Annotated in this window: 21 protein-coding genes and 1 other RNA gene; 21 read left to right on the top strand and 1 reads right to left on the bottom strand. The window is 30.5% G+C overall.

Going from position 1 to position 24875, the window contains the following annotated elements; all coding sequences use genetic code 11:
* Window positions 1-14: 14 nt before the first annotated feature.
* The 8 genes from gpmI to rnr all read left to right on the top strand — a co-directional run bounded on the left by gpmI (window position 15) and on the right by rnr (window position 11708).
* Entirely contained in the window at window positions 15-1550 is a 1536-nt protein-coding gene (gene gpmI, locus ACZ41D_RS06550; RefSeq protein WP_464150634.1) for a 2,3-bisphosphoglycerate-independent phosphoglycerate mutase, read from the top strand.
* Window positions 1551-1677: 127 nt separating this feature from the next.
* Entirely contained in the window at window positions 1678-2967 is a 1290-nt protein-coding gene (eno, locus tag ACZ41D_RS06555) for a phosphopyruvate hydratase (protein ID WP_464150635.1), read from the top strand.
* 249 nt (window positions 2968-3216) lie between these two features.
* The gene (gene secG / locus ACZ41D_RS06560) at window positions 3217-3447 is read left to right on the top strand and encodes a preprotein translocase subunit SecG (RefSeq protein WP_464150636.1); all 231 of its coding nucleotides are present in this window, start codon (window positions 3217-3219) and stop codon (window positions 3445-3447) included.
* Between the two features lie 47 nt (window positions 3448-3494).
* Window positions 3495-5534 (top strand): sodium-translocating pyrophosphatase, encoded by a 2040-nt coding sequence (locus ACZ41D_RS06565; RefSeq protein ID WP_464150637.1) that lies wholly within the window; start codon window positions 3495-3497, stop codon window positions 5532-5534.
* A gap of 208 nt (window positions 5535-5742) precedes the next feature.
* A complete protein-coding gene (locus ACZ41D_RS06570) occupies window positions 5743-6510 on the top strand; it encodes an alpha/beta fold hydrolase (protein WP_464150638.1) in 768 nt (255 codons plus the stop codon).
* 1 nt (window position 6511) lies between these two features.
* Window positions 6512-8170 (top strand): UDP-N-acetylmuramoyl-tripeptide--D-alanyl-D-alanine ligase, encoded by a 1659-nt coding sequence (locus tag ACZ41D_RS06575; RefSeq protein ID WP_464150639.1) that lies wholly within the window; start codon window positions 6512-6514, stop codon window positions 8168-8170.
* 62 nt (window positions 8171-8232) lie between these two features.
* Complete coding sequence (locus ACZ41D_RS06580; protein ID WP_464150640.1) at window positions 8233-9399, top strand: D-alanine--D-alanine ligase family protein; 1167 nt, start codon at window positions 8233-8235, stop codon at window positions 9397-9399.
* A 191-nt stretch (window positions 9400-9590) separates the two neighbouring features.
* The gene (rnr, locus tag ACZ41D_RS06585; protein WP_464150641.1) at window positions 9591-11708 is read left to right on the top strand and encodes a ribonuclease R; all 2118 of its coding nucleotides are present in this window, start codon (window positions 9591-9593) and stop codon (window positions 11706-11708) included.
* Window positions 11709-11799: 91 nt separating this feature from the next.
* Here rnr and ACZ41D_RS06590 read toward each other — a convergent pair whose 3' ends face one another.
* Window positions 11800-12873, bottom strand: a complete 1074-nt coding sequence (locus ACZ41D_RS06590; protein ID WP_464150642.1) for an FAD:protein FMN transferase — start codon at window positions 12871-12873, stop codon at window positions 11800-11802.
* Between the two features lie 285 nt (window positions 12874-13158).
* On the opposite strand from ACZ41D_RS06590, the gene ACZ41D_RS06595 reads away from it, so the two are divergent.
* The 13 genes from ACZ41D_RS06595 (at window position 13159) to ACZ41D_RS06655 (ending at window position 24798) form a co-directional block, all read left to right on the top strand.
* Window positions 13159-14319, top strand: a complete 1161-nt coding sequence (locus tag ACZ41D_RS06595; RefSeq protein WP_464150643.1) for a BMP family lipoprotein — start codon at window positions 13159-13161, stop codon at window positions 14317-14319.
* A gap of 130 nt (window positions 14320-14449) precedes the next feature.
* The gene (locus tag ACZ41D_RS06600) at window positions 14450-15997 is read left to right on the top strand and encodes an ABC transporter ATP-binding protein (protein ID WP_464150644.1); all 1548 of its coding nucleotides are present in this window, start codon (window positions 14450-14452) and stop codon (window positions 15995-15997) included.
* Window positions 15987-17192 (top strand): ABC transporter permease, encoded by a 1206-nt coding sequence (locus tag ACZ41D_RS06605; RefSeq protein WP_464150645.1) that lies wholly within the window; start codon window positions 15987-15989, stop codon window positions 17190-17192. The genes ACZ41D_RS06600 and ACZ41D_RS06605 overlap by 11 nt, the downstream gene beginning before the upstream one ends.
* Window positions 17192-18157, top strand: coding sequence for an ABC transporter permease (locus ACZ41D_RS06610; RefSeq protein WP_464150646.1), 966 nt, complete (start codon window positions 17192-17194; stop codon window positions 18155-18157). Before ACZ41D_RS06605 ends, ACZ41D_RS06610 begins: the two co-directional genes overlap by 1 nt.
* A 310-nt stretch (window positions 18158-18467) precedes the next feature.
* Window positions 18468-18857: a NusG domain II-containing protein gene (locus ACZ41D_RS06615; RefSeq protein WP_464150647.1), complete on the top strand. Its 390-nt coding sequence runs from the start codon at window positions 18468-18470 to the stop codon at window positions 18855-18857.
* Window positions 18858-18870: 13 nt separating this feature from the next.
* Window positions 18871-19368, top strand: a complete 498-nt coding sequence (locus ACZ41D_RS06620; RefSeq protein ID WP_464150648.1) for a Gx transporter family protein — start codon at window positions 18871-18873, stop codon at window positions 19366-19368.
* Between the two features lie 110 nt (window positions 19369-19478).
* Window positions 19479-20447: a polyprenyl synthetase family protein gene (locus ACZ41D_RS06625; RefSeq protein WP_464150649.1), complete on the top strand. Its 969-nt coding sequence runs from the start codon at window positions 19479-19481 to the stop codon at window positions 20445-20447.
* A 118-nt stretch (window positions 20448-20565) separates the two neighbouring features.
* Entirely contained in the window at window positions 20566-21030 is a 465-nt protein-coding gene (smpB, locus tag ACZ41D_RS06630; RefSeq protein ID WP_464150650.1) for an SsrA-binding protein SmpB, read from the top strand.
* A 28-nt stretch (window positions 21031-21058) separates the two neighbouring features.
* Window positions 21059-21412, top strand: a transfer-messenger RNA (tmRNA) gene (gene ssrA, locus ACZ41D_RS06635).
* Between the two features lie 258 nt (window positions 21413-21670).
* Entirely contained in the window at window positions 21671-22120 is a 450-nt protein-coding gene (locus ACZ41D_RS06640; RefSeq protein ID WP_464150651.1) for a zinc ribbon domain-containing protein, read from the top strand.
* Window positions 22121-22144: 24 nt separating this feature from the next.
* Window positions 22145-23095, top strand: coding sequence for a carbohydrate kinase family protein (locus ACZ41D_RS06645; RefSeq protein ID WP_464150652.1), 951 nt, complete (start codon window positions 22145-22147; stop codon window positions 23093-23095).
* Window positions 23089-24003 carry a pseudouridine-5'-phosphate glycosidase gene (locus ACZ41D_RS06650; RefSeq protein WP_464150653.1) on the top strand — a complete coding sequence of 305 codons (915 nt, stop codon included), beginning with the start codon at window positions 23089-23091 and terminating at the stop codon, window positions 24001-24003. The genes ACZ41D_RS06645 and ACZ41D_RS06650 overlap by 7 nt, the downstream gene beginning before the upstream one ends.
* A 24-nt stretch (window positions 24004-24027) precedes the next feature.
* Complete coding sequence (locus tag ACZ41D_RS06655; protein ID WP_464150654.1) at window positions 24028-24798, top strand: nitroreductase family protein; 771 nt, start codon at window positions 24028-24030, stop codon at window positions 24796-24798.
* Window positions 24799-24875 lie beyond the last annotated feature (77 nt).

The raw sequence follows: 24875 nt of genomic DNA on the forward strand, positions 1-24875 counted from the left end.
TAGGGGGATTTTAAATGGTTAAAAATTTGACAATGCTCGTAATAATGGATGGATGGGGATTAGGTGAAAAATATGATGGAAATGCAATTTTTAAAGCAAATACCCCTAATTATGATAGGTTATTAAGTAATTACCCTAATACGTCGTTAACTGCTAGCGGTTTATCAGTAGGTCTTCCTGAGGGACAAATGGGAAATTCTGAAGTTGGGCACCTAAATATTGGAGCTGGAAGAATAATATATCAGGAATTTACTAGAATCTCTAAATCAATTGAAAACAAAGAATTTTATAGAAAAAAAGAATTTTTACATGTGATAGAAAGCTGTAAAAACAATAATTCTAAACTTCATTTAATGGGGTTGCTATCAGATGGTGGAGTTCATAGTCATAACAGTCATTTGTATGCACTACTTGAGTTGGCTAAAGAAATGGGTTTAAAAGATGTATATATTCATTGTTTTATGGATGGAAGAGATGTACCACCTCGTAGTGGTAAAGGATATCTAGAAGAGCTAGAAAAGAAGATTAATGAAATAGGAGTAGGTGAAATAGCTACAGTATCTGGACGATATTATGCAATGGATAGAGATAAGAGATGGGATAGGACAAAACGTGCATACGATGCAATGGTACTTGGAAATGGATTAGAAAGTAGTTCAAGTATTGAAGCAATAAATAGATCATATCATGATGATGTTACAGATGAATTTGTAGAACCTTTTGTTATAGTAAAAGAAGGTAAACCAATAGCTACTATTGATACTAATGACTCAGTGATATTTTTTAATTTCAGACCAGATAGAGCTAGACAAATAACTAGAGCGATAGTGGATGAAAAATTTGATGGGTTCAAAAGAGACAAAAAGGTAAATGTTAATTTTGTTTGTATGACACAGTATGATAAAACTATAGAAAATGTAGAAATAGCGTTCAAACCTCAAAAGTATGCAAATACTTTAGGTGAATATATAAGTAAACTTGGTTTAAATCAATTAAGAATAGCAGAAACAGAAAAATACGCTCATGTAACATTTTTCTTTAATGGTGGAGTAGAGAAACCAAATCCAAATGAAGATAGAGTATTAGTTCCCTCACCAAAGGTAGCAACATATGATTTACAGCCTGAAATGAGTGCTATTAAAGTAAAAGATGAAGTTATAAATAGAATAAGAGAAGAAAAATACGATTTGATAGTGTTAAATTTTGCAAATCCTGATATGGTTGGACATACTGGAGATATAAAAGCTACTATAAAAGCTATAGAGACAGTAGATTATTGTCTTGGTGAGATAGTAAATGAAGTATTAAATCATGATGGAAAATTATTTATTACAGCTGATCATGGAAACGCTGAAATGATGATTGATCCGTCAGACGGTAGTGTTGTAACTGCACATACTACTAATAAAGTTCCATGTATTATTGTTGGAGAAGGAAATATTAAATTAAGGGAAGGGATACTTGCTGATATAGCTCCAACATTATTAGAAATGATGAATTTACCCGTGCCTAAAGAGATGACTGGTAGTAGTTTAATAATTAATAATTAAATACTCTAAATGTTTAAATTTGTTTAATATTTTGTTATGAAAGTAAATATTCTAAGACACAATAATCAAAGAGCTAAATTTTGTTGTGATATAAATAATTTAATAAAATAAAAGGAGGATGGATAATATGACTATGATTACAGATATATATGCAAGAGAAATACTAGACTCTAGAGGGAACCCAACAGTAGAGGTGGAAGTATGGACTGAAAGTGATGCTTTTGGGAGAGCTGCTGTACCTTCAGGTGCTTCAACTGGAGCTTTTGAAGCTGTAGAGCTAAGAGATGGAGATAAGTCAAGATACTTAGGAAAAGGGGTACTAAATGCAGTAAATAATGTAAACAATATAATTGCTCCTAAGATTATTGGAATGGATGCACTAGATCAAGTTGCTATAGACAATATGATGATAGAACTTGATGGTACAGAAAACAAAAGTAAACTTGGAGCTAATGCAATATTAGGTGTTTCAATGGCAGTTGCGAAAGCTGCTGCTAATGCATTAGGAATTCCTTTATATCAATATTTAGGGGGAGTTAATGCTAAAACACTTCCAGTACCAATGATGAATATTTTAAATGGTGGTAAACATGCAGATAATAATGTTGATATCCAAGAATTTATGGTTATGCCTGTTGGTGCATCAAACTTTAGAGAAGCATTAAGAATGTGTGCAGAAATATTCCATAATTTAAAGAAAGTACTAAAAGGTAAAGGTTTAAATACTGCAGTGGGAGATGAAGGAGGATTTGCTCCAAACTTAAGTTCTAATGAAGAGGCTTTAGCTACTATAGTTGAAGCAATAAAAATAGCTGGATATAAGCCAGGTGAGGAAGTATTATTAGCAATAGATGTTGCAGCTAGTGAAATATATGATAAAGAAAAGAAAGTTTACAAACTTGCTAGCGAAGGTAAAGAATTAACTGCAGAAGAAATGGTTGAATTTTATGCGGATTTAGTTGATAAATATCCTATAATATCTATAGAAGATGGACTAGATGAAGAAGATTGGGATGGCTGGAAGCTCATGACTGATAAACTAGGTCAAAAGATTCAAATTGTTGGTGATGATCTATTTGTTACAAATACTAAGAGGTTAGAAAAAGGGATTAAAACAAATACTGCTAATTCAATATTAATTAAGTTAAACCAAATTGGAACAATAACTGAAACTTTAGATACTATAGAAATGGCTAAACGTGCAGGTTACACAGCAGTAGTATCTCATAGATCAGGAGAAACAGAGGACACTACTATAGCTGATTTTGTAGTAGCTACAAATGCAGGTCAAATAAAAACAGGAGCTCCTTCTAGAGTTGATAGAGTTGCAAAATATAATCAGCTACTGAGGATTGAAGATATGCTTGGAGAAGTAGCAGAATATAAAGGAATGGATGCTTTTTATAATTTAAAATAACAAAAATTATTATAGCAAATTTATATTTTATAAGAATAGTAAGGATTGTAGTGTATTTCCTTACTATTCTTATTTTTAGTAATGTACAAAAGCAATACTATTGATTTTATGCATTTCCTATGTTAAAATAGTCTTGTTTATAATCAATGAGAAATTATAGCATTTATCGTTTGTTCTATTTTATTTATGTTCGTGTTATAATTTACTTTTTTTTGTTTAGACTCTATATATAGGACGGGAGGTGGAATAGTGAATACTTTTTTTACCATACTTATCATAATTTCAAGTATAGTTCTTATCGTAAGTATATTGCTTCAGCCTGGTAAGAGTGCTGGACTTTCAGGAACCATAGCTGGAGGTGCTGAGAGTATTTGGGGTAAAAACAAGGGCAGAAGTTATGAAGGAATTCTAAGTAAGGTTACTGCAATATCTGCTATATTGTTTATCATATCTGCATTAGCACTTGCAGCAATACAATAGTAACTTAGAACAAACAATTAAACAAATGAATAAAAGGAGGTAACAGCGTGGATAATGCTATGTTATTTGCGCCACTGATAGGAATAGTGGCTTTAATATTTGCTTACTATAAAGCGTCATCCATTAATAAGGTAGACGCAGGAAATAACAGGATGAAGGAGATTTCTTCTTATATTCATGAGGGGGCAATGGCGTTTCTCTCGAGAGAATATAAATCTTTAGCTATATTTGTTGTAGTTCTCTTTATAGTATTAACATTAGGTATAAGCTTTTTAACGGCTGTATCCTTTTTGATAGGAGCTGTTTTTTCTGCTTTAGCAGGATTTTTTGGTATGAAGGTTGCTACTAAAGCTAATGTAAGAACTGCAAATGCTGCTAAAGAATCAGGAATGAATAAGGCTTTAAGTGTAGCTTTTTCTGGTGGAGCAGTTATGGGGATGTCTGTTGTTGGATTAGGACTTTTAGGTGTTGGAACACTTTATTTCTTATTTACTAAAAATGCTACTGATGTGGCTGAATTAAGCAATGCTGCTAGTACCGTAACTGGATTTGGTCTAGGAGCTTCATCAATAGCTCTTTTTGGACGTGTTGGAGGAGGAATATATACAAAGGCAGCTGATGTTGGCGCAGATTTAGTTGGTAAAGTAGAAGCTGGAATACCAGAAGATGATCCGAGAAATCCTGCAGTTATAGCAGACAATGTTGGAGACAATGTTGGTGATGTTGCAGGTATGGGTGCAGATTTATTTGAATCTTATGTAGGGTCCATAATTTCTGCTATAACTTTAGGAGTATTAGCATTTGGAATTCAAGGAGCTACTTATCCTCTACTATTAGCAGGAGCTGGAATAATTGGGTCAATAATAGGAACTTTTTTTGTTAGGGCGAATGAAGGCAGTGACCCTCAGAAAGCTTTAAATACTGGAACAATAGTAAGTGCAGTTATTACAATAGTAGTTGCATTTTTCTTAAGCAATGCATTACTTAGTTCATATAAACCATTTGTATCAATAGTAACTGGACTAGTAGTGGGTCTAGTTATTGCTAAATTTACTGAATACTATACTTCAGGAGATTATAAGCCAGTTAGAAGAATAGCAGATGAATCTGAAACTGGTTCTTCAACAAATATTATCAGTGGATTATCTGTAGGAATGCTTTCAACAGCTGGTCCTATATTAGTTATAGCAGCAGGAATATTGATTGCATTTTATGCTGCAGGTGGTGCAGCTAATGTTGGTGAAGGACTTTATGGTATTGCTCTTGCAGCAGTTGGGATGCTTTCAACTGCAGGTATGACAATTGCTGTTGATGCTTATGGCCCAATAGCTGATAATGCTGGAGGAATTGCTGAGATGAGCGAGCTTCCAAAAGAAGTACGTAATGTTACTGATAAACTTGATGCAGTAGGGAATACTACAGCAGCTATAGGTAAGGGATTTGCAATAGGGTCTGCAGCTCTTACAGCTTTAGCTTTATTTGCTTCATACACTCAAGCAGTTAACTTAGCTAGTATAGATTTAACTAAATCAACAGTTATAGCTGGATTATTTATTGGTGGTATGCTTCCTTTCTTATTCTCAGCTATAACAATGCAAGCAGTTGGAAAAGCTGCATTTAGTATGATTGAAGAAGTAAGAAGACAATTTAAGACTATTCCAGGATTAATGGAAGGTAAAGCAAAGCCTGAGTACAATACATGTGTTGATATTAGTACAACTGCTGCATTAAGAGAAATGATTGTACCTGGATTGTTGGCAGTAATAGTGCCATTGGTAGTGGGTATATTTTTAGGAACTGAAGCATTAGGAGGTTTGCTTGCAGGTGCATTAATTACAGGTGTACTTATGGCAATATTTATGGCAAATGCTGGTGGAGCTTGGGATAATGCTAAAAAATATATAGAAGAAGGAAATCACGGTGGAAAAGGTAGTGATGCACATAAAGCAGCAGTAGTTGGTGATACAGTAGGTGATCCATTTAAGGATACTTCAGGACCTTCTATTAACATATTAATTAAGCTTATGACAATAGTTTCATTAGTATTTGCTCCTTTATTTATAAAAATTGGAGGAATATTATTCTAATAATAAAAAATTTATTTTAAGTAACTTTCACTAAACAAGGTGGCCCAGAGCGGGTCACCTTTTAATATCTTTTAAAGATAAGTTTCAACAAAACTTACCTAAATACACCTATGGTATATTTTTAAAAGTTTTGTTATAATCATATAGAGTAGTTAATAAATATATAATTGAGATTTTTACTATATATAATGATTAAGGAAAGGTGAATATGAAGGTAAATATTGAGGGATTAGATATAAATTACATATGTGAGGGAGAAGGTAATAGTGTTTTGTTACTTCATGGATGGGGAGCTAATATCGGAGCATTTGCGCCTGTTATCAATAGATTAAAGGCTAATTTTAAGGTTTATGCTATTGATTTCCCAGGCTTTGGTGAAAGTGACGAACCAAAAGATGTTTTTGGAGTATTCGATTATGCTAGAATAGTAAAAGGTTTTATTGATAAAATGAAAATAAATGAAGTTGTCTTAATAGGGCATTCTTTTGGAGGAAGGATTTCAATTATATTAGGGAAAAAATACCCTGATTTAATAAAAAAAATTATTTTGGTAGATAGTGCAGGTTTAATTCCTAAAAGGACAATAAAATATTACTTTAAAGTCTATACTTTTAAGACATTGAAGTTTATCTATAAAAAACTTTTTTTTATAAAGGACAAAGAAAAAAGAATGGAAATATTCTATAATAAATTTGGTTCTACAGATTATAAAGAGGCATCAGGAATAATGAGAAAGGTTTTCGTCAAAGTAGTAAATCAAGATTTAAAACCTCTGTTAAAAGAAATTAAAGTACCAACTTTATTAATATGGGGAGAAAATGATACGGCTACTCCACTATATATGGGAAAGATAATGGAGAAAGAAATTCCTGACAGTGGACTTGTTGTTTTAGAGGATGCAGGGCACTTTTCTTACCTAGATAAATTTAATAAATTTATCATTATTGTTGAGAATTTTTTATTAGGTGGTGAGTAGTATGAAATTGATTGATAGCTCATGGTATATCACGTTAATGACTGTAACTATACTATTTTGGCTTGTTTCTGCATATTTTAGGTGTAGATATTCATTACACATCATTCAATTGGAAGAGTACAAAACTGATTCGTATATTAATTGGATGAAGGAATATGGATATAAATTATTTCCTAGGAAAATTACTATTGGTTTTATAGCTACAATAATTGTTTTTGTTGCGTTTATTTTAATATCTCTATATACAAAAACATTTGGATTATGGTTAGCATTTATTATTTTTTGGATAGGGATTTTTGCTTTTTTATCATCATTTAAAACTGAGAAAGCAAAAAAAGCATTGGTATTTACATCAAGAGCAAAAAGGTTATTTGTAGCAAATTTTGTCGTTTATATATTTGAGATATTAATTATACTTGTAGTGTATATTTCTGTTGTTGAACATTACAGGTTTTATTATCCGTTAATTTTGCTTGTTTTATCAGTTATATATTATTACATTCCAGATAATATGGTTTTGGCAAATATTTTAGTTTCTCCTATTGAAAAGAAAATTAATAGATACTACTACAATATGGCATATAAAAAGGTAAGGAGTTTTGAAAAATTAAAAATAGTAGGTATTACTGGAAGTTATGGTAAAACTAGTACAAAATTTATTACAGCCCAAATACTAGAGGAAAAGTATAATGTTTTAAAAACTCCAGAAAGTTATAATACTCCAATGGGTATAAGTAAAGTCATTAACAACACACTAGATGAAACTTATGAAGCTTTTGTTGTTGAAATGGGAGCTAGATGTATAGGGGAAATAAAAGAAGTTGCTCAGTTAGCTAACCCACAAATTGGTGTTATTACATCTATAGGACCTGTACATCTTGAAACTTTTAAAGATATGGAGAATATTGCCAAGACAAAATATGAATTAATAGAAGAATTGCCTCCTGAAGGAATTGCTATATTTAATTATGATAATGAGTATGTTAGAAAATTAGCTGACAAAACATTTAAGGAAAAGATATTATATGGTATGGAGGATATTGAAAAACTAGATATATTTGCTACAGATATTGAAGTATCACAATTTGGCTCATCATTTATATTGGGAGACAAAGAAGGCAATAAAATTAAATGTACTACTAAACTGCTAGGAGAACATAATATTTCAAATTTACTAGCTGGTGCTGCAGTAGGAAAAGCTATGGGATTAACGTTTGAAGAAATTGCTAAAGGTATAAGTAAAGTTGAGCCAATACCTCATAGGCTGAATATAATAAATCCTGGTACTGGAATTATTATAATTGATGATGCTTTTAATTCAAACCCAGATGGGGCAAGGGCGGCTTTAAATGTAATATCTCAATTTAAAGAAGGAAATAAAATTATTGTAACACCAGGAATGGTTGAACTTGGAGAGCAGGAAGAGGAAGCTAATAAGGATTTTGGTAGAGCTATTGCTAAAACATGTGATTTTGCAATACTAGTTGGTGAGAATAGAACTAAACCAATTTATGAAGGATTAATCGACCTTGGATTTAGTAAAGATAAAATTATTGTGGTTAATAGTTTAGATGAAGCAACTCAATATATTCAAAAAATAGCTAAACCTAAAGATGTAGTTCTTTTTGAAAATGATTTACCAGATACCTATGATGAATAGAATTTGTAAATATGATAAAACCACATAAAATTATATGCAGAGGTAAAAAAGGAGGGATATTTATGAAAAAAAAGGTAGGAGTAGTATTTGGAGGTAGAAGTGTTGAACATGAAGTATCTGTTATAACTGGAATGCAGATAATAGAAAATATTGATAAAGATAAATATGAAGTTGTACCTATATATATTAATAAAGCTGGAAAATGGTTTACTGGAGATGAGTTATTAAATTTTAAAAACTTTAAAGAGAATAAGCTTAATAATTTAAAAGAAATTGTTATGACTCCTCTTTACAATGACAATAATATTTATTCCCATCCTGAAAAAATAGGTTTATTTGGAAAAAGGGTTCTTAATAATATAGATGTAATTTTTCCAGCATTACACGGAACTAATGGTGAGGATGGAACTATTCAAGGATTGTTTGAGCTTATAAATATTCCATATGTAGGTGGAGGCGTACTTGCGTCATCTGTTGGAATGGATAAAATTGTTATGAAGGCAGTATTTAAAGATTTTAATTTGCCTATAGTAGATTATTTATGGTTTTATAGAAAAAATTGGATTGAAAATAAAGAAGATGTGATTAAAAGAGTAGAAAAAGAATTAGGATATCCTGTTTTTGTGAAACCAGCAAATTTAGGTTCAAGTGTTGGTATATCAAAGGCAAAAGACTTAGAAGGATTAAAAGAGGCAATAGAAGTTGCTATAAGGTATGATAGAAAAATATTGGTAGAAAAAGCTGTAGAAAATCCAAGAGAGATAAATTGTGCTGTAATGGGATATGATGATGATCTTATAACTTCTCTATGCGAAGAACCTACTGGGTGGCAAGACCTTCTTTCATATGAAGATAAGTATATTAAAAGCAATAGTAAAAGTGGAAAAGGTGGATTAAGAAAGATACCCGCTGATATACCTAAAGAAGTCAAGAACAAAATTGAAAATATTGCCAAAAAAGCTTTTATGTCAATAGATTGTAGAGGAAATGCAAGAATTGATTTTCTTTTAGACAGAGAAGGGAAAATATATGTTAATGAAATAAATACTTTACCTGGCTCTATTGCCTATTATTTATGGGAACCTATGGGAATATCTTTTAAAGACCTAATAAATAAAATGATAGACATTGCATTAGCAGCACATGAAGACAAAAATAAAAATATGTATTCTTATGATGTAGATTTGTTTAAGAGGATTGAATTTGGTAGTAAATGCAAAAAGATATAGATAAATAAGGCATGTAGGTTTATAAATAAACTTACATGTCTTATTTTATAAGTATTTTATTACATATATGTGTTTGCAGTTTTTTGCTTATAAAAAAGTAACGGAGAGGCAATTATAATGTTAAGAGAATATTGGAATAAATATAATAATAAAAATTAAAATGAATCGGATAAAAGAAATGGAGGAATATAATGAATACGAAAACTAAAATATTAGAATTTATGAAAGAGAAAGCTTATAAGCCTATGTTAAAAGAAGAATTAGTTAAAATATTTGGAATTGAAAAGAGTCAAAAAAAAGAGTTTTATAAAATTTTAGATGAATTAGAAAGAGAAGGTAAAATAGTAAAAACTAGACATAAAAGATACGGTATACCTGAAAAAATGAACTTGTTTTTAGGCAAAATACAAGGGAATGAAAGAGGTTTTGGTTTTTTAATACCTGAAGATGAAAATATGGAGGATATATTTATTCCAGCAGCAGATTTAAATGGAGCTCTTCATGGAGATAAAGTTTTAGTAAGGGTAATAGGGAACAGTTACGAGGGTAAGAAAAAAGAGGGAGAAGTTATAAGAATATTTGAAAGAGTAAATAGTAAAATTGTTGGTACTTTTGAAAATAGTAAAAATTTTGGTTTTGTCATACCTGATGATAAGAGAATAAGTATGGATGTTTTTATTCCAAAATCTGAAATAAATGGAGCTAAATCCAATCAAAAAGTAGTAGTAGAAATTACTAAATGGCCTGAAAAAAGAAGAAATCCTGAAGGAAAAATAGTTGAAATATTAGGCAATTCTAATGATGTGAGTACAGACATACTTGCAATAATGAAACAATATGATTTGAGTACTAGTTTTCCAGAAAAAGTACTTAAGTATGCCGAAAGAATACCAGAAGAAATAGATGAAAAAGAGTTAAGAAAAAGACTTGATTTAAGAGATAAAACTATATTTACAATAGATGGTCCCGAAGCTAAGGATTTAGATGATGCAGTATCCATTGAAAAGCTTCAAAATGGAAATTACAAACTAGGAGTTCATATAGCTGATGTAACACATTATGTAAAAGAAAATTCACCTTTAGATAAAGAAGCTCTTAAAAGAGGTACCAGCGTTTATTTATTAGATAGAGTAGTTCCTATGTTACCATCTAAATTATCAAATGGAGTTTGCAGTCTCAATCCAAATGTACCAAGATTAACGTTAAGTGTATTTATGGAAATAGATAAAGAGGGAAATGTAGTTGGACATGAGATATTTGAAAGTGTTATAGAAAGTAAAGAAAGGCTTGTATATGATGATATATCTGATTATTTAGAAAATGATGACCAACAAGTTAAAGAAAGATATAGTCATATAATTAATGAATTAGAACTTATGCAAGAACTAAGTATAATATTGACAAAAAAAAGGGAAAGACGTGGTAGTATTGATTTTGATTTTCCTGAGTCAAAAATTGTTTTAGATGAAAATGGAAAACCTATAGACGTTAAACTGGAAGAAAGAAGGATAGCGAATAGAATTATCGAAGAATTTATGTTGGTTTGCAATGAAACGATAGCAGAATATATGTATTGGAGTCAAGTACCATTTGTATATAGAATACATGAAGATCCTGATGTTGAGAAGATAAATGAATTTAGCAAATTTATCCATAATTTTGGATACCATTTTAAAGGGTCAAATGAAATACATCCAAAGGAGCTTCAAAGGTTGATTAAAAAGATAAAAGGAACGAGAGAAGAGACAGTAATTAATACATTAATGTTGAGATCATTAAAAAAAGCAAAATATAGTTCGGATAACATTGGACATTTTGGACTAGCAGCAAGATACTATTGCCATTTTACTTCCCCAATTAGAAGATATCCTGATTTGCAAATTCACAGAATAATTAAGTGGTTTATCAATGGAAAACTAAGTGAAAAAAGAATTAATAATCTTGAGAAAAAACTACCAGGTGTTGCAGAACAGTGTTCATTAAGAGAAAGAGTTGCGGATGAAGCAGAAAGAGAAGTAGAAGATTTAATGAAAGCTGAATACATGTTAGACAAAATTGGAGAGGAATATGATGGAATAGTTTCTGGTATAACACATTTTGGTATATTCGTAGAACTAGAAAATACTATTGAAGGCTTAGTTCATGTGAGCAACCTCACTGACGATTACTATCATTTTGATGAGGCAAATTACTGTTTTATTGGTGAAATGACAAAAAAAACATATAGGATAGGGGACTATGTAAGAATAAAAGTAGCAAAAGTAGATATTTCGAAACGTGAGATAGATTTCATGTTGGTTGAACAATGAGAAAATATTATAAATATTGATAAGCAACATGACAATAGGTAGTAATTTAAAAAGCTTCGATTATTTTAGTAAAATCGAGGCTTTTTATACCTTAGTTTGCTATTTTAAAATTATCATCGATTAGTTTAAAATTTGATTTTATTCCAGAAGTCATATATATTTCGTTATCTTTCGTTATAAATATTGCTTCTACTCCATTGATTTGTTCTGCAAGATCTAACCCTTTTTCAATTCCAAGTGTAAATAATGTAGTAGATAAACCGTCTGCATCAATTGAATTGTCTGTAATAATAGATACTCCAGCTATAGAATTTTCTACAGGATATCCAGTAAAAGGACTTAATATGTGATGATACCTTTTACCTTCTACTTCAAAATATCTTTCATATATTCCTGATGTAACTACAGATTTATTGATTACATTAACTATACCAAGAGGTTCTCCTCTCTTTTGAAATGGGTTCTGGATTCCAATAGCCCAAGGATTACCATCGATTTTGCTGCCTAATGCATATATATTTCCTCCTAGATTAATAATGGCATGCTTAATACCGTTATCTAATAATATTTTTTTCACTTCATCGGCTGCATATCCTTTAGCTATAGAACCCAAATCGATTTTCATGCCTTCACGTTTTAACATTACTTCTTTGTTTTCTTTATTAATTAAAACATCTTTATAATTTACAAGTTTTAAATTATTTTTTATTTCTGTGTCTGAAGGTACTCTAGCAAATTCAGTACCGATATTCCACAATTTAACTATGGGACCTATAGTTATATCAAAATTACCTTTAGAGAGATTTGAATAATACAATCCTTTTTCTATAACATAAAATGTATCATCAGAAACTTTAACATATTTTTGGCCTGAATTATCATTAATATTCATAACTTCACTTTTAATATTATAGGTATCTTCATTATATGTATCTTCGTTAATTGTCATTTTGTCTTCAATATCTTTTATGCGGTCGAATGCTTTGTTAAAGATATCGTCTGATGGATTATCATAAATAGTTATTTCTACTAAAGTACCTAATAAATAATTGGTTTTAGATACAGAAGGAGAATTATTTTGCTTGGAACATCCAAATGAAAAAGGAAAAATTAAAGTTAATAATATTACAGCAATATTTTTTTTATTTATGTTTAGTTTTAACATATTTATTCCTCCAAAAATTAAATATTCAATTTTTCAATTAACAGTATTATACCATAATGTATTGAGAAAAATAAATTTTTACTGATTTGCTATCTAAGTACTTTTAGTAAAATTATTGAGGTATTATTGTTTGATATTTTAAAAATAGTTCATAATAGCTAGTCTTTATTATCTTATTGAAATTTTATGAAGCAATAAATTATTATAGTAGTTGTAATTCTTATGTAAAAGAGTTATAATAAATTGTGAGACATAAGTAAAATGAATTAATTAGGGGGGAATATAATGAAAAAAATATTAACGATTGCTTTAGCAATCATGTTAGTAGTTATGAGTTTAACTGGATGTAGTAATGGCACAGATAATGATAGTGCCGGTAGTAGTGGTGCTGAAATAGCATTGATTACTGATAAAGGTAATATCGATGACAAGTCTTTTAATCAAGGTGCTTGGGAAGGTGTAGTTGCATTTGCTGAAAAAGAAAATATATCACATACATATATCAAACCAGAAGAAGCTTCAGACGCTGGTTATCTTGCAGCTATTGACCTTGCAGTTACAGGTGGAGCTAAAGTTGTTGTAACACCAGGATTTTTATTTGAAGTTCCAGTTTATGAAGCTCAGACAAAATATCCAGATGTTAAATTTATTTTACTAGATGGTGCACCACATACAGCAGATTACTCTACTTATGAAACTAAGGAAAATGTAGCAAGTATAATGTATTCTGAAGAACAATCAGGATATCTTGCAGGTTATGCTGCTGTTAAAGATGGAATGACTAAACTAGGATTTATGGGTGGAATGGCTGTACCAGCTGTGCAAGCATTTGGATACGGATATCTTCAAGGAGCAGAAGACGCAGCTAGAGAATTAGGTCTTCCAGATGGAGCAATAAAAGTAACATACCATTATACTGGTAATTTCGATGAAAATGACACAAATAAGGCAACAGCAAAGACTATGTATCAAGAAGGAACAGAAGTAATATTTGCATGCGGTGGTTCAGTTGGAAAATCTGTTATGTCTGCAGCTAGTGAAGCAAATGGAAAAGTTATAGGTGTTGACGTTGATCAAAGATATGATAGTGAAACTGTAATAACTTCTGCTACTAAAGGGTTAGCACCTTCAGTTATAGCTGTTCTTGAATCTATCTATAAAACAGATAGTTGGGATAAGTATGCAGGTAAAACAACATACTTTAATGCAGCTAACGATGGAGTTGGGTTACCAACTACAGTAATTGGTGATGAAAATGCAGATGCTTTTGATAGATTTGAATCTTTTAATAAGGCAGAATATGATAAAATATTTGCAAAACTTGTTGATGGAAGTGTTAAACCTATTCGTGAAATAGAGGTTAAAGATCCAACAGGTTATGCTACTGCAGAAGAGCTTACTAACGCACTAAATCTTAAAAAAGTAGAAGTAACTACTAGATATTAGATAGAAAAAATAAAAATTACCTGCTATTGGCCTAAGCCTTATGCAAGTAAAATTAATAATGGAGGAAGGCTTATGTTTTCCTCCATTTTCATAAATAAAAATAAAAAATAAGAAGAGGTTAAAGAGGAAAGTGGAAAAGTATATTATTGAAATGATCAACATTACAAAAAAATTTCCGGGTATTATTGCTAATGACAATATTACTCTTAGATTGAAAAAAGGTGAAATACATGCATTATTAGGTGAAAATGGTGCTGGAAAGTCAACGCTAATGAGTGTTCTATTTGGACTTTATCAACCTGAAAGTGGAGAGATAAGAAAGAACGGCAAAGTTGTTAAAATAAATAATCCTAATGATGCTAATGCTCTTGGTATTGGAATGGTCCATCAGCACTTTAAGCTTGTGGAGATTTTTACAGTGTTAGAAAATATTATTCTTGGTGTTGAACCTAATAAGATGGGATTCCTCAAAATGGATGAAGCTAGGGAAAAAGTTATGAAACTTAGTGAAAAATATGGTCTAAAAGTTGATCCTGATGCTTTAATTGAGGATATTTCAGTAGGTATGCAGCAAAGAGTAGAAATATTAAAAATGCTTTACAGAGATAATGAAATATTAATTTTTGATGAACCTACAGCTGTTCTTACTCCACAGGAAATAAAAGAGCTTCTTCAAATTATGAAAGGATTTGCTAAGGAAGGAAAATCAATTCTATTCATCACTCACAAACTTAATGAAATTATGGAAGTTGCTGATAGATGTACAGTTTTAAGGAAGGGTAAATGTATTGGAACAGTTGATGTAAAGGATACGACTAAAGAAGAACTATCAAGAATGATGGTAGGCCGTGATATAAGCTTTAGTGTGAAGAAGAAAGAAATGAAACCTGGAAAGGTAGTTCTTTCAGTAAGAAATCTTACTGTCCCTTCTAAAATTCATAAAAAGAATGCAGTAAAAAATGTATCTTTTGATGTTAGGGCTGGTGAGATAGTTTGTCTTGCAGGAATTGACGGTAATGGGCAAACAGAATTTGTCTATGCGTTGACAGGCTTAGAAAAAGCTAGTTCAGGTACTATCACTTTATGTGGTAAAGATATAACTAAAGCGTCAATTAGACAACGTTCTATAGCTGGGATGAGTCACATTCCAGAAGATAGACATAAACATGGGCTTGTATTGGATTATACATTAGAAGAAAATTTAGTGTTACAACGTTATTGGCAACCTGAATTCCAAAAAAGAGGTTTTATCAAGTTTGATGCTGTAAGAGAATATGCTAACAAACTTATAGATAAATTTGATATAAGAAGTGGACAGGGTCCAGTAACTATAACTAGAAGTATGTCTGGAGGTAATCAACAAAAGGCAATAATTGCGAGAGAAATTGATAAAGATCATGAGCTTCTAGTAGCAGTTCAACCTACAAGAGGATTAGATGTTGGAGCTATAGAATTCGTACACAAGCAACTTGTTGCTAGACGTGATGCAGGTAAAGCAGTATTGCTTGTCTCATTAGAATTAGATGAGGTTATGAACGTAAGCGATCGTATTTTAGTTATGTACGAAGGAGAAATTGTTGGAGAACTTGATCCGAAGAAAATAACTGTTCAAGAACTTGGACTTTATATGTCAGGTGCAAAACGTGATGTTGTAAAGGAGATTAATAATGCAAGATAAAAAAAGTTCATTAGATAAAAATAAATTAAATTTTAGAAATATAATACAAAATAGCAATCTTTCTTCCTTTTCATCTGCACTTATGGCTATTTTTCTTGGCCTAATATTTGGATTTTTGGTAATGATTTTTGCCAAGCCAGAAAATGCATTAGCAGGTTTTAGGTATATTGTTTTAGGTGGTTTTAGTCGTATAGGTGATGTCTTTTATTTTGCAACGCCAATATTAATGACTGGCTTGGCTGTTGGTTTTGCATTTAAGATGGGTTTGTTTAATATAGGAGCTTCTGGACAATATACTATGGGAATGTTTTTTGCTCTTTATGTTGGTTTTATGTGGGATTTACCAAGCAGCGTTCATTGGATTGTAGCTATTATTGCTGGAATGATTGGGGGAATGCTTTGGGGATTTATCCCAGGAATTTTTAAAGCTCTTTTGAATGTTAATGAAGTAATCACTTCAATAATGTTTAATTATATTGGGATGTATTTAGTTGATATGTTAATTCAAGAAAATCCCGTAATGTATATATCTACTAAAACTAGAACTAGGTATTTACCAGCTGATGCTCAAATTCCTTCTTTAGGAATACCTGGTTCTAATGTGAATTTGGGGATCATTTTTGCGATAATCATTGCAATTGTGTTGTATATTATATTACAGAAAACTACTTTTGGCTATGAACTTAAAGCTACTGGTTTTAACAAATATGCAAGTGAATATGCCGGGATGAAAGGCAAAACAAATATAATTATTACAATGATAATTGCAGGAGGGCTTGCAGGACTTGGTGGAGCATTTGCAATATTAGCTCCAACTGAAATAGCTGGAAGTAGTATGACATATGAGCCTATTAACGTTATTGCTCCAAATGGATTTAATGGTATTGCTGTTGCACTTTTGGGAAATTCTCACCCAATTGGAATAATATTTTCTGCAGTGTTCATTTCACACATACAACGTGGTGGTACATTGGCAAGCCTTGTGGGATACAAGCCTGAAATAATAGATGTTGTTATAGCAGTTATTATTTATTTTTCAGGATTTGCTATGATAATGAACTCTGCTGTTGCTAGATTTGTTAAAAGAATTTTTAAAAAGAAAGATATAGCCTATGAAGCAATAGATGTAGGATCAGCAAATGATAGTATTGGTAATACATCTAATAATGATAATAATTCGAAGGAGGCAGAATAATGGATACCGTTTATTATTTGATTCAAAATATGCTTCCTGTAGCAATGCCGTTACTTCTTGTAGCTTTGGGAGGTATGTTTAATGAAGTAGGCGGCATCGTAAACATAGCGCTTGAAGGAATAATGCTTTTTGGTGCATTTTTTGCTGCATTGTTTGTTTTCTTTGTTCAAGATTCAGGTATGGATCCGCAGACTATTTTGCTAATAGGTATGATTATTGCCGCAGCAGCAGGTGTAATTTATTCACTTCTTTTATCATTTGCTGCAGTTACAATGAAAGCAGATCAAGTTATTATTGGAACTTCACTTAATATGCTTATTCCAGCAGCAATTTTATTGTTCTCAAAAATGTATTTTAATAGTGATGGTATCACAACAAACATTAATTTTTATATTAGAGAAGTACCTGGTTTATCGAAAATTCCAGTACTAGGGCCCATGTTTTTTCAGAGGACATATTTAACAGTTTTAATTAGTTTTATATTCCTTATAATATCAGTTATTGTTTTTTATAAGACTAAATTTGGGCTACGTCTACGTGCATGTGGAGAGCATCCTCACGCTGCTGATTCTGTAGGTATTAATGTTTATAAAATGAGATACGCTGGAGTAGCTATTTCAGGTGTGTTAGCTGGAATTGGAGGATTTTTTTATTCTGTAGGAGTTATGGATGGTAACGTAAATGGTCATACAGGTGTGGCAGGTTTTGGTTTTTTGGCTTTAGCAGTTATGATTTTTGGGCAATGGAAACCTATTAGAATCTTTTTTGCTGCTATATTTTTTGCGTTCTTGAGAACATTAGCATATTCTATTTCTCTTATACCTTTCCTATACAACTTAGGTATAAATCAGACTTACTACAAGATGCTTCCATATATAGCCACTATGGTTGTATTAGCATTTACTTCAAAGAAATCTAGGGCACCGAAGGCAGAAGGTATTCCATACGATAAATCGCAGAGATAGATTAATAAGTTAATTTTAGCATCCTTTTCATGTAGTTTTATATAAAACTATATGAAAAGGATGCTTTAATTTTGTAAGAATTTATTTTTATTAAGTTACAATATAAACAATATAAACAAAAATATACAATAGTCAATTTGATTATTATTTAACTAAGTTTTTTGCTATAATGAAAATAACCGTATTTTATTTTTCCTATTAAATATAATAAAATTAAAAAATAAAGATAAACAACTAACTAATAAAAATTATGATTAGGTAGTAATTGTATAGTTTGAATAAGTTATTATATTAAGGAGTAAATAATCATATGAAAAAATTTGATAAAATTATTATAGTTACATTACTATTAATTTCTTTGATATCTATAATTGTATTAAAGATGCCTAAAGAAAATTCTCAGGGAGAAAAATATGTTGTAATATATGTAAATCGTGAATTGTATAAAAAGATATCACTAATGGATAATAATTTAGATAAAACTTTTAAAATAGAAACTGAATTTGGATATAATATTGTGCAAATTAAAAATGGTGGAGTGAATATTATTGATGCTGATTGTCCAGATAAGTACTGTGTTACTGACGGTTTTATTGACCAACCAGGACAAATGTTAGTATGTTTGCCACATAGACTAGTGATAGAAATAAAAGGTACATCCAACAACGATGAATTAGTGCCAGATGAAATTTCATATTGAGGAGAGAAGAATAATGACTCAAACAAAGAAAATAGTATATATCGCTTTACTAGTGGCACAAGCATTAGTTCTTCATATAGTTGAGAGAATGATTCCTATTAACCTTGGTATCCCTGGAGCTAAATTAGGATTAGCAAATATTATTACTTTAGTATCACTATATATATTTAATTTTAAAGATTGTTTTTCAATTGTAATAATAAGAACAGCATTAGCTAATTTTTTAGCTGGATCACTATCAAGTTTTTTATTTAGCATTTCAGGAGGGATATTAAGCTTAATAGCTATGTATGAGATAAAGAAAATAGGAAAAGAGAATATAAGTGTTATAGGAGTAAGCATATTTGGTGCTGTGTTCCATAATATAGGACAAATATTAATTGCCGCAATGATTATTCAAAATTTAAGGATAACAGTTTATTTACCTTTTTTAATGATCTCAGCTATAGCAACTGGATTTTTTGTAGGCATAGTAGTTAAATTTTTATTGAAATATTTAAGGGCTATATAATTATAAAAAATGTTGAATAATTTTTACAAATATTACATTATTAAATTAATAAACTATAAAATATCGTAATTATGATATTACCGTAACTAATAAATTGCAAGGGTGATTATATGAATAGATATTGGAGTAAATATCCAACATTAAATATTGAACTAAATAAAGTAAAAGAAGTAATCAAAAATAGTATAAAATCTAGTGAAAGTTATATTGAAGAGCAATTATTGCCAATGATAGAACCTGGAGGTAAAATGCTTAGGCCTGCATTTTTATTGTTATCAGCAAAATTTGGTGAATATGATGAAGAAAAATTATTCAAACTAGCTGCTGCAATTGAAATGCTTCATATGGCTACACTTATACATGATGATATAATAGATGATTCATTTTTAAGAAGAGGTGAAGAAACTATTCAATCTAAATATGGAAAAGATTATGCTGTTTTTTTGGGAGACTATTTATTAAGTAGATGTATTATACTCCTTTCAGATAAACGCGAATATAAAAATATTGATAATATTGCCAATAAATTAACATTATTATGTCTTGGAGAGATCAAGCAATATTATTTAAGATATAAGACAAATATTACATTAAGAAACTACCTTAAGATTATATCAGGTAAAACTGCTGCTTTATTTTCATTAAGTTTTAACATAGGAGCAAGCGAAGCTAAATGTGATGATAAACTTATAAATAATTTAACAAAGATAGGATATTATATAGGTATGGCTTTTCAAATTATAGATGATATTTTAGATTATACTGGTGATGGAAAAATATTAGGGAAAAATATAAAAGCAGATTTAAAGCAAGGATTTTATACCTTACCATTAATTTTTGCCCTTAATGATGATAAATCAAGTAAAATATCGAATATAATTTCAAATGCACCTATTACTGATAAAAATGTAAGTGAAATTGTAAGATTAGTAACTAATTCTAATGGCATAAATAAATCTAGAAAATTAGCTAAAAGATACACAGAAAAGGCCTTTAAATATATTGATAAATTACCTAATTGTGAAAGCAAGTCAGTATTATTAGAAGTTACACAAGAACTGTTGGATAGAAATTTTTAAATATAAAACAAAGAATTAAATTAATATTTTGGTTTAATAGATCTTGATATTGACATATTATTAATAACCTGATAAACTATAATATAGTCCCTCAAAATAAGGAGTGCTGGTGGTCATAATGGGAAACAACAATATAAAGATTATATCCACAAATAAAAAGGCTAGACATGATTATTTTATTGAAGAGACTATTGAAGCAGGAATAGCTTTAACAGGAACTGAAGTTAAGTCTATGAGACAAGGAAAAGCAAATATTAAAGAAAGCTATGCTATGGTTGAAAATGGAGAAGTATTTATATATGGGATGCATATTAGTCCATATGAACAGGGTAATATATATAATATAGACCCATTGAGAAAAAGAAAGTTGCTTCTTCATAAGAGGGAAATAAGAAAACTTATTGGTTATATGACTCAAAAAGGGTATTCTTTAATACCGTTAAGAGCATATTTTAAAAATGGCAGAGTGAAAATTGAAATTTCTATAGCTAAAGGTAAAAAGTTGTATGACAAAAGACGTGATATAGCTAAAAAAGACGCAGAACGTAGGATAAGGCAGCATATGAGTGAAAAATATAGATAAATTAATATTTTATACTTTAAATAAACATGGGGGCGAAAATGGTTTCGACGGGGGTATGAATCCTAGAGCAGCCAGGCGTTGTCGCCAAACAACGTAAAAAGTGGCAATTAAATATAAACGCAAACGATAATAATTACGCTTTAGCTGCTTAAGTTAAGCAGCTCGTCTACTCTAACGGTCCTGCCCGTTAGATGTTAGGCGTCAAGTATGCAGGGAACTACTGTAGGGGTTCCTCGACCTACAGTGGATAAATTGAGGATAGCTGATTAAGAAGCTTGTTGCTGAGCGTCTTAAGAAGCGAAAACTAAATCAGCAACTGTCCTGGGAGAAACTCTTGGTGAAGTACTTTCGGACGTGGGTTCGACTCCCACCGCCTCCACCAAACTTAAATCCCTAGTATACCTTAAGGTGTATTAGGGATTTTGTTATTGCAAAATTAAGCTATAAATAATTCTCAATATATAGATTAATTAACTTGTTGTAATAATTTAAATACTAAATTTGTTATTTTATGTATAATAGCACGCAAATATTTTAGAAGAATTGTCAAGGGAAGTTATAAATGCACTTAATGGTGAAGGATTATGATATAATATAAAAAGATGAGAAATGAAAAAGAAAAGATTAGTGGAGGTGCAACATGACTAATAAAATTTCAAAGGAGAGAAAGGCATTATACTACATAGGATTAGGACTTATGGTATTAGGATTTATTTTATTTATTTCTACATTTTTTATGTTTGGAACAAGAAGTATGTTTGTTCATGGACCTACATCATTTATTAGAAGGCCAATATTGGGGATGGTTTGTATGATAGTAGGGTCTGTATTAATGAAAGTTGGTGCTAAAGGTGCAGCTGGTTCAGGATTGGTATTAGATCCAGAAAAAGCTAGAGAGGATTTAAAACCTTATAGTACAGCAAAGGGTAAAATGATAAATGATACTATTGAAAATATAGATATTGTTAAGGATATGGTTAATAATAAGAATAGGGATACTAAAGAAATAATAAAAATCAGATGTAGAAACTGTGGAAAGCTCAATGATGAAGATGCAGTTTTTTGTAAATTTTGTGGCAAGAAGATGTGATAACAATTGAGAAAAGATTGCATTATGAATAAAAAAAACATTGACAAAATAAGATCATATATAACAGTTGTAGGTGGAGCTAATGTTGATATTGTAGGTCTTCCTTATAGCAGCCTTATTATGGGAGATTCAAATCCTGGGAAAACTTATGTTTCCCTTGGTGGAGTTGGAAGAAATATTGCTGAAAATTTAGCTAGGCTTAATATAGAGACTAAATTAATAACTGTTCTTGGAGATGATGCTTATGGAAAATATATATTGGAAGAATCACTAAAAGTAGGTCTTGATATGTCTAATTCTTTAATAATTCAAGAGAAAGATACTTCTACTTATCTATGTATATTAAATAAAAATGGAGATTTAAAAGTAGCAATTTCTTCTATGGATATATTCACTAACTTAAACGTTCCTTTTATTCAGAGTAAAAAAGATATTATCCAAAACTCTAAACTTTGTGTAATTGATACGAATATACCGGAAGAAGTATTAAAATATATAGTTAAGAATTTAAAAACAGATTATTTTTTAGATCCTGTATCAACTACTAAAGCTAAAAAAGTAAAAGATATTATAGGATATTTTCATACAATAAAACCAAATAAAATTGAGGCAGAAATATTATCTGGAATTACAATTAATTCAAAAATTGATTTAAAAAGGGTTTCATATTACTTTTTAAATAAAGGTGTAAAAAGAGTTTTTATTTCATTAGGGGAACAAGGAGTTTATTATTATGATGGAGAAATAGAGAAGCATGTATTTCCACCAACGGTAAGCGTGAAAAATGCTACAGGAGCCGGAGATGCTTTTCTAGCTGGAATTGCTTATTCATATTATAATAATTTTTCTGTTGATGAAACCATATCATTTGCTATAGGAGCTTCAGTTATTACATTAGAGGATAAAAATACTATAAATCGAGATATTTCACCTGAAATAATCAAAAAGAGAATGGAGGAAATTAAATTATGTTAGAAAAATATATAGAAATAAATAAAGAAGTTGAAATTGCTTTAAAAAATAAAGAACCAGTAGTAGCATTAGAGTCCACCATTATTTCCCATGGTATGCCTTACCCAAAAAATGTTGAGACAGCTTTAAAAGTAGAAAAAATTATAAGAGATATAGGTGCAATACCAGCAACTATTGCTATACTTAATGGGAAAATTAAGGTAGGCCTTTCAACTGAAGAAATTGAGTATTTAGGTAAAGCTAAAGATGTGTACAAAGTTAGTAGAAGAGACCTGCCTTTCATTGTGGCAAAGGGATTAAATGGTGCCACTACTGTAGCAAGTACTATGATTATTTCAAAGTTAGCTGGGATAAAGGTATTTGTTACAGGTGGAATAGGAGGAGTTCATCGAGGAGCAGAAAAAACCTTTGATATTTCTGCAGACCTTCAAGAGCTTGCACATACAGATGTAGCGGTAGTTTGTGCAGGAGCTAAATCTATATTAGACTTGGGGCTTACTCTTGAATACCTTGAAACTTTTGGAGTACCTGTTGTAGGTTATAAGACAGATGAATTTCCAGCATTTTTCACAAGAAAAAGCGGATACAATGTAGATTGTAGAGTAGATAGTGAAAAGGAATTGGCAAAGTTGATAAATATAAAATGGGAATTAGGGTTACAAGGTGGAATAGTAGTAGCCAATCCTATACCTGAAGAATACGAAATGGATTCAGAAATAATAAATACAGCTATAAAACAATCATTACAAGAAGCAAAAGAAAAAAATATAGTAGGGAAAAAAGTTACTCCTTTTTTATTAGCTAAAGTAAAAGAAATAACAGGTGGAGAAAGCCTTAAATCAAATATTCAATTAGTTTATAATAATGCAAGAGTAGGAGCAAACTTAGCTAAGGAATTGTCAAAATTATAAAATAAGTAATAAGGAGTGGGGATAATGAATGATGTAATTAAAACTTTACAAAAAAGAGTATCACTTAGAAAATATAAAAATACTCCTATAAAAGATGAAGATTTAGATATAATTATCAAAAGTGCTATGAATGCACCAACTGCTGGGAATATGATGCTTTATTCAATAATAGTAATAAAAGATGAAGAAACGAAGAAAAAATTAAGCATTACTTGTGATAACCAACCTTTTATGGCAAAGGCACCAGTACATTTACTTTTCTTAGCAGATATGCAAAGATGGTTTGATTATTACGACTACTGTGATGTGATGAAAATATGTAAAGAAAAAAATGTTGATTACAATGGACCAGATGAAGCTGACTTATTTTTAGCTTGCAGTGACGCTTTAATTGCTGCACAAAACGCTGTTATAGCTGCTGAATCCATTGGGATTGGTTCTTGTTATATAGGAGATATAATGGAAAAATATGAAATTCACAGAGAAATGTTTAATTTGCCAAAATGGACTTTCCCTATTGCACTTTTAACTATGGGATACTATCCAGATGATTATGAAAGAGTTCACAGAGAAAGATTTGATAGAAAATATATAGTATTTCAGGAGAAGTATAAAAGACTAAATCAAGAAGATTTTCAAGATATGTTTAAAAAGAGAGAAAATATTGATTTTAAGAAAATAGGAGTAGATAACTATGGTCAGTTCATGTATTTGAGGAAGACTGGAGCAGATTTTTCGGTGGAGATGTCTCGTTCTGTAAAAAAAGCATTGGAGAATTGGAAAGGAGAAATATAGCAATATATTTTCTCCTTTTTAATTTTTTGTTATTTTCAATTTATATATGGGTATATTAATCATGAAGTTGAATAATG

Source organism: Brassicibacter thermophilus (assembly GCF_055378355.1).

Excerpts from the sequence above, each read along its gene's own strand:
- ACZ41D_RS06605 (WP_464150645.1), top strand. The coding sequence starts at position 15,987 with ATGCAAGATAAAAAAAGTTCATTAGATAAAAATAAATTAAATTTTAGA.
- ACZ41D_RS06595 (WP_464150643.1), top strand. The coding sequence starts at position 13,159 with ATGAAAAAAATATTAACGATTGCTTTAGCAATCATGTTAGTAGTTATG.
- smpB (WP_464150650.1), top strand. The coding sequence starts at position 20,566 with ATGGGAAACAACAATATAAAGATTATATCCACAAATAAAAAGGCTAGA.
- ACZ41D_RS06590 (WP_464150642.1), bottom strand. The coding sequence starts at position 12,873 with ATGTTAAAACTAAACATAAATAAAAAAAATATTGCTGTAATATTATTA.
- gpmI (WP_464150634.1), top strand. The coding sequence starts at position 15 with ATGGTTAAAAATTTGACAATGCTCGTAATAATGGATGGATGGGGATTA.
- ACZ41D_RS06625 (WP_464150649.1), top strand. The coding sequence starts at position 19,479 with ATGAATAGATATTGGAGTAAATATCCAACATTAAATATTGAACTAAAT.
- ACZ41D_RS06655 (WP_464150654.1), top strand. The coding sequence starts at position 24,028 with ATGAATGATGTAATTAAAACTTTACAAAAAAGAGTATCACTTAGAAAA.
- ACZ41D_RS06610 (WP_464150646.1), top strand. The coding sequence starts at position 17,192 with ATGGATACCGTTTATTATTTGATTCAAAATATGCTTCCTGTAGCAATG.
- ACZ41D_RS06615 (WP_464150647.1), top strand. The coding sequence starts at position 18,468 with ATGAAAAAATTTGATAAAATTATTATAGTTACATTACTATTAATTTCT.
- ACZ41D_RS06580 (WP_464150640.1), top strand. The coding sequence starts at position 8,233 with ATGAAAAAAAAGGTAGGAGTAGTATTTGGAGGTAGAAGTGTTGAACAT.
- ACZ41D_RS06570 (WP_464150638.1), top strand. The coding sequence starts at position 5,743 with ATGAAGGTAAATATTGAGGGATTAGATATAAATTACATATGTGAGGGA.
- ACZ41D_RS06650 (WP_464150653.1), top strand. The coding sequence starts at position 23,089 with ATGTTAGAAAAATATATAGAAATAAATAAAGAAGTTGAAATTGCTTTA.
- ACZ41D_RS06645 (WP_464150652.1), top strand. The coding sequence starts at position 22,145 with ATGAATAAAAAAAACATTGACAAAATAAGATCATATATAACAGTTGTA.
- eno (WP_464150635.1), top strand. The coding sequence starts at position 1,678 with ATGACTATGATTACAGATATATATGCAAGAGAAATACTAGACTCTAGA.
- ACZ41D_RS06640 (WP_464150651.1), top strand. The coding sequence starts at position 21,671 with ATGACTAATAAAATTTCAAAGGAGAGAAAGGCATTATACTACATAGGA.
- ACZ41D_RS06620 (WP_464150648.1), top strand. The coding sequence starts at position 18,871 with ATGACTCAAACAAAGAAAATAGTATATATCGCTTTACTAGTGGCACAA.
- rnr (WP_464150641.1), top strand. The coding sequence starts at position 9,591 with ATGAATACGAAAACTAAAATATTAGAATTTATGAAAGAGAAAGCTTAT.
- ACZ41D_RS06575 (WP_464150639.1), top strand. The coding sequence starts at position 6,512 with ATGAAATTGATTGATAGCTCATGGTATATCACGTTAATGACTGTAACT.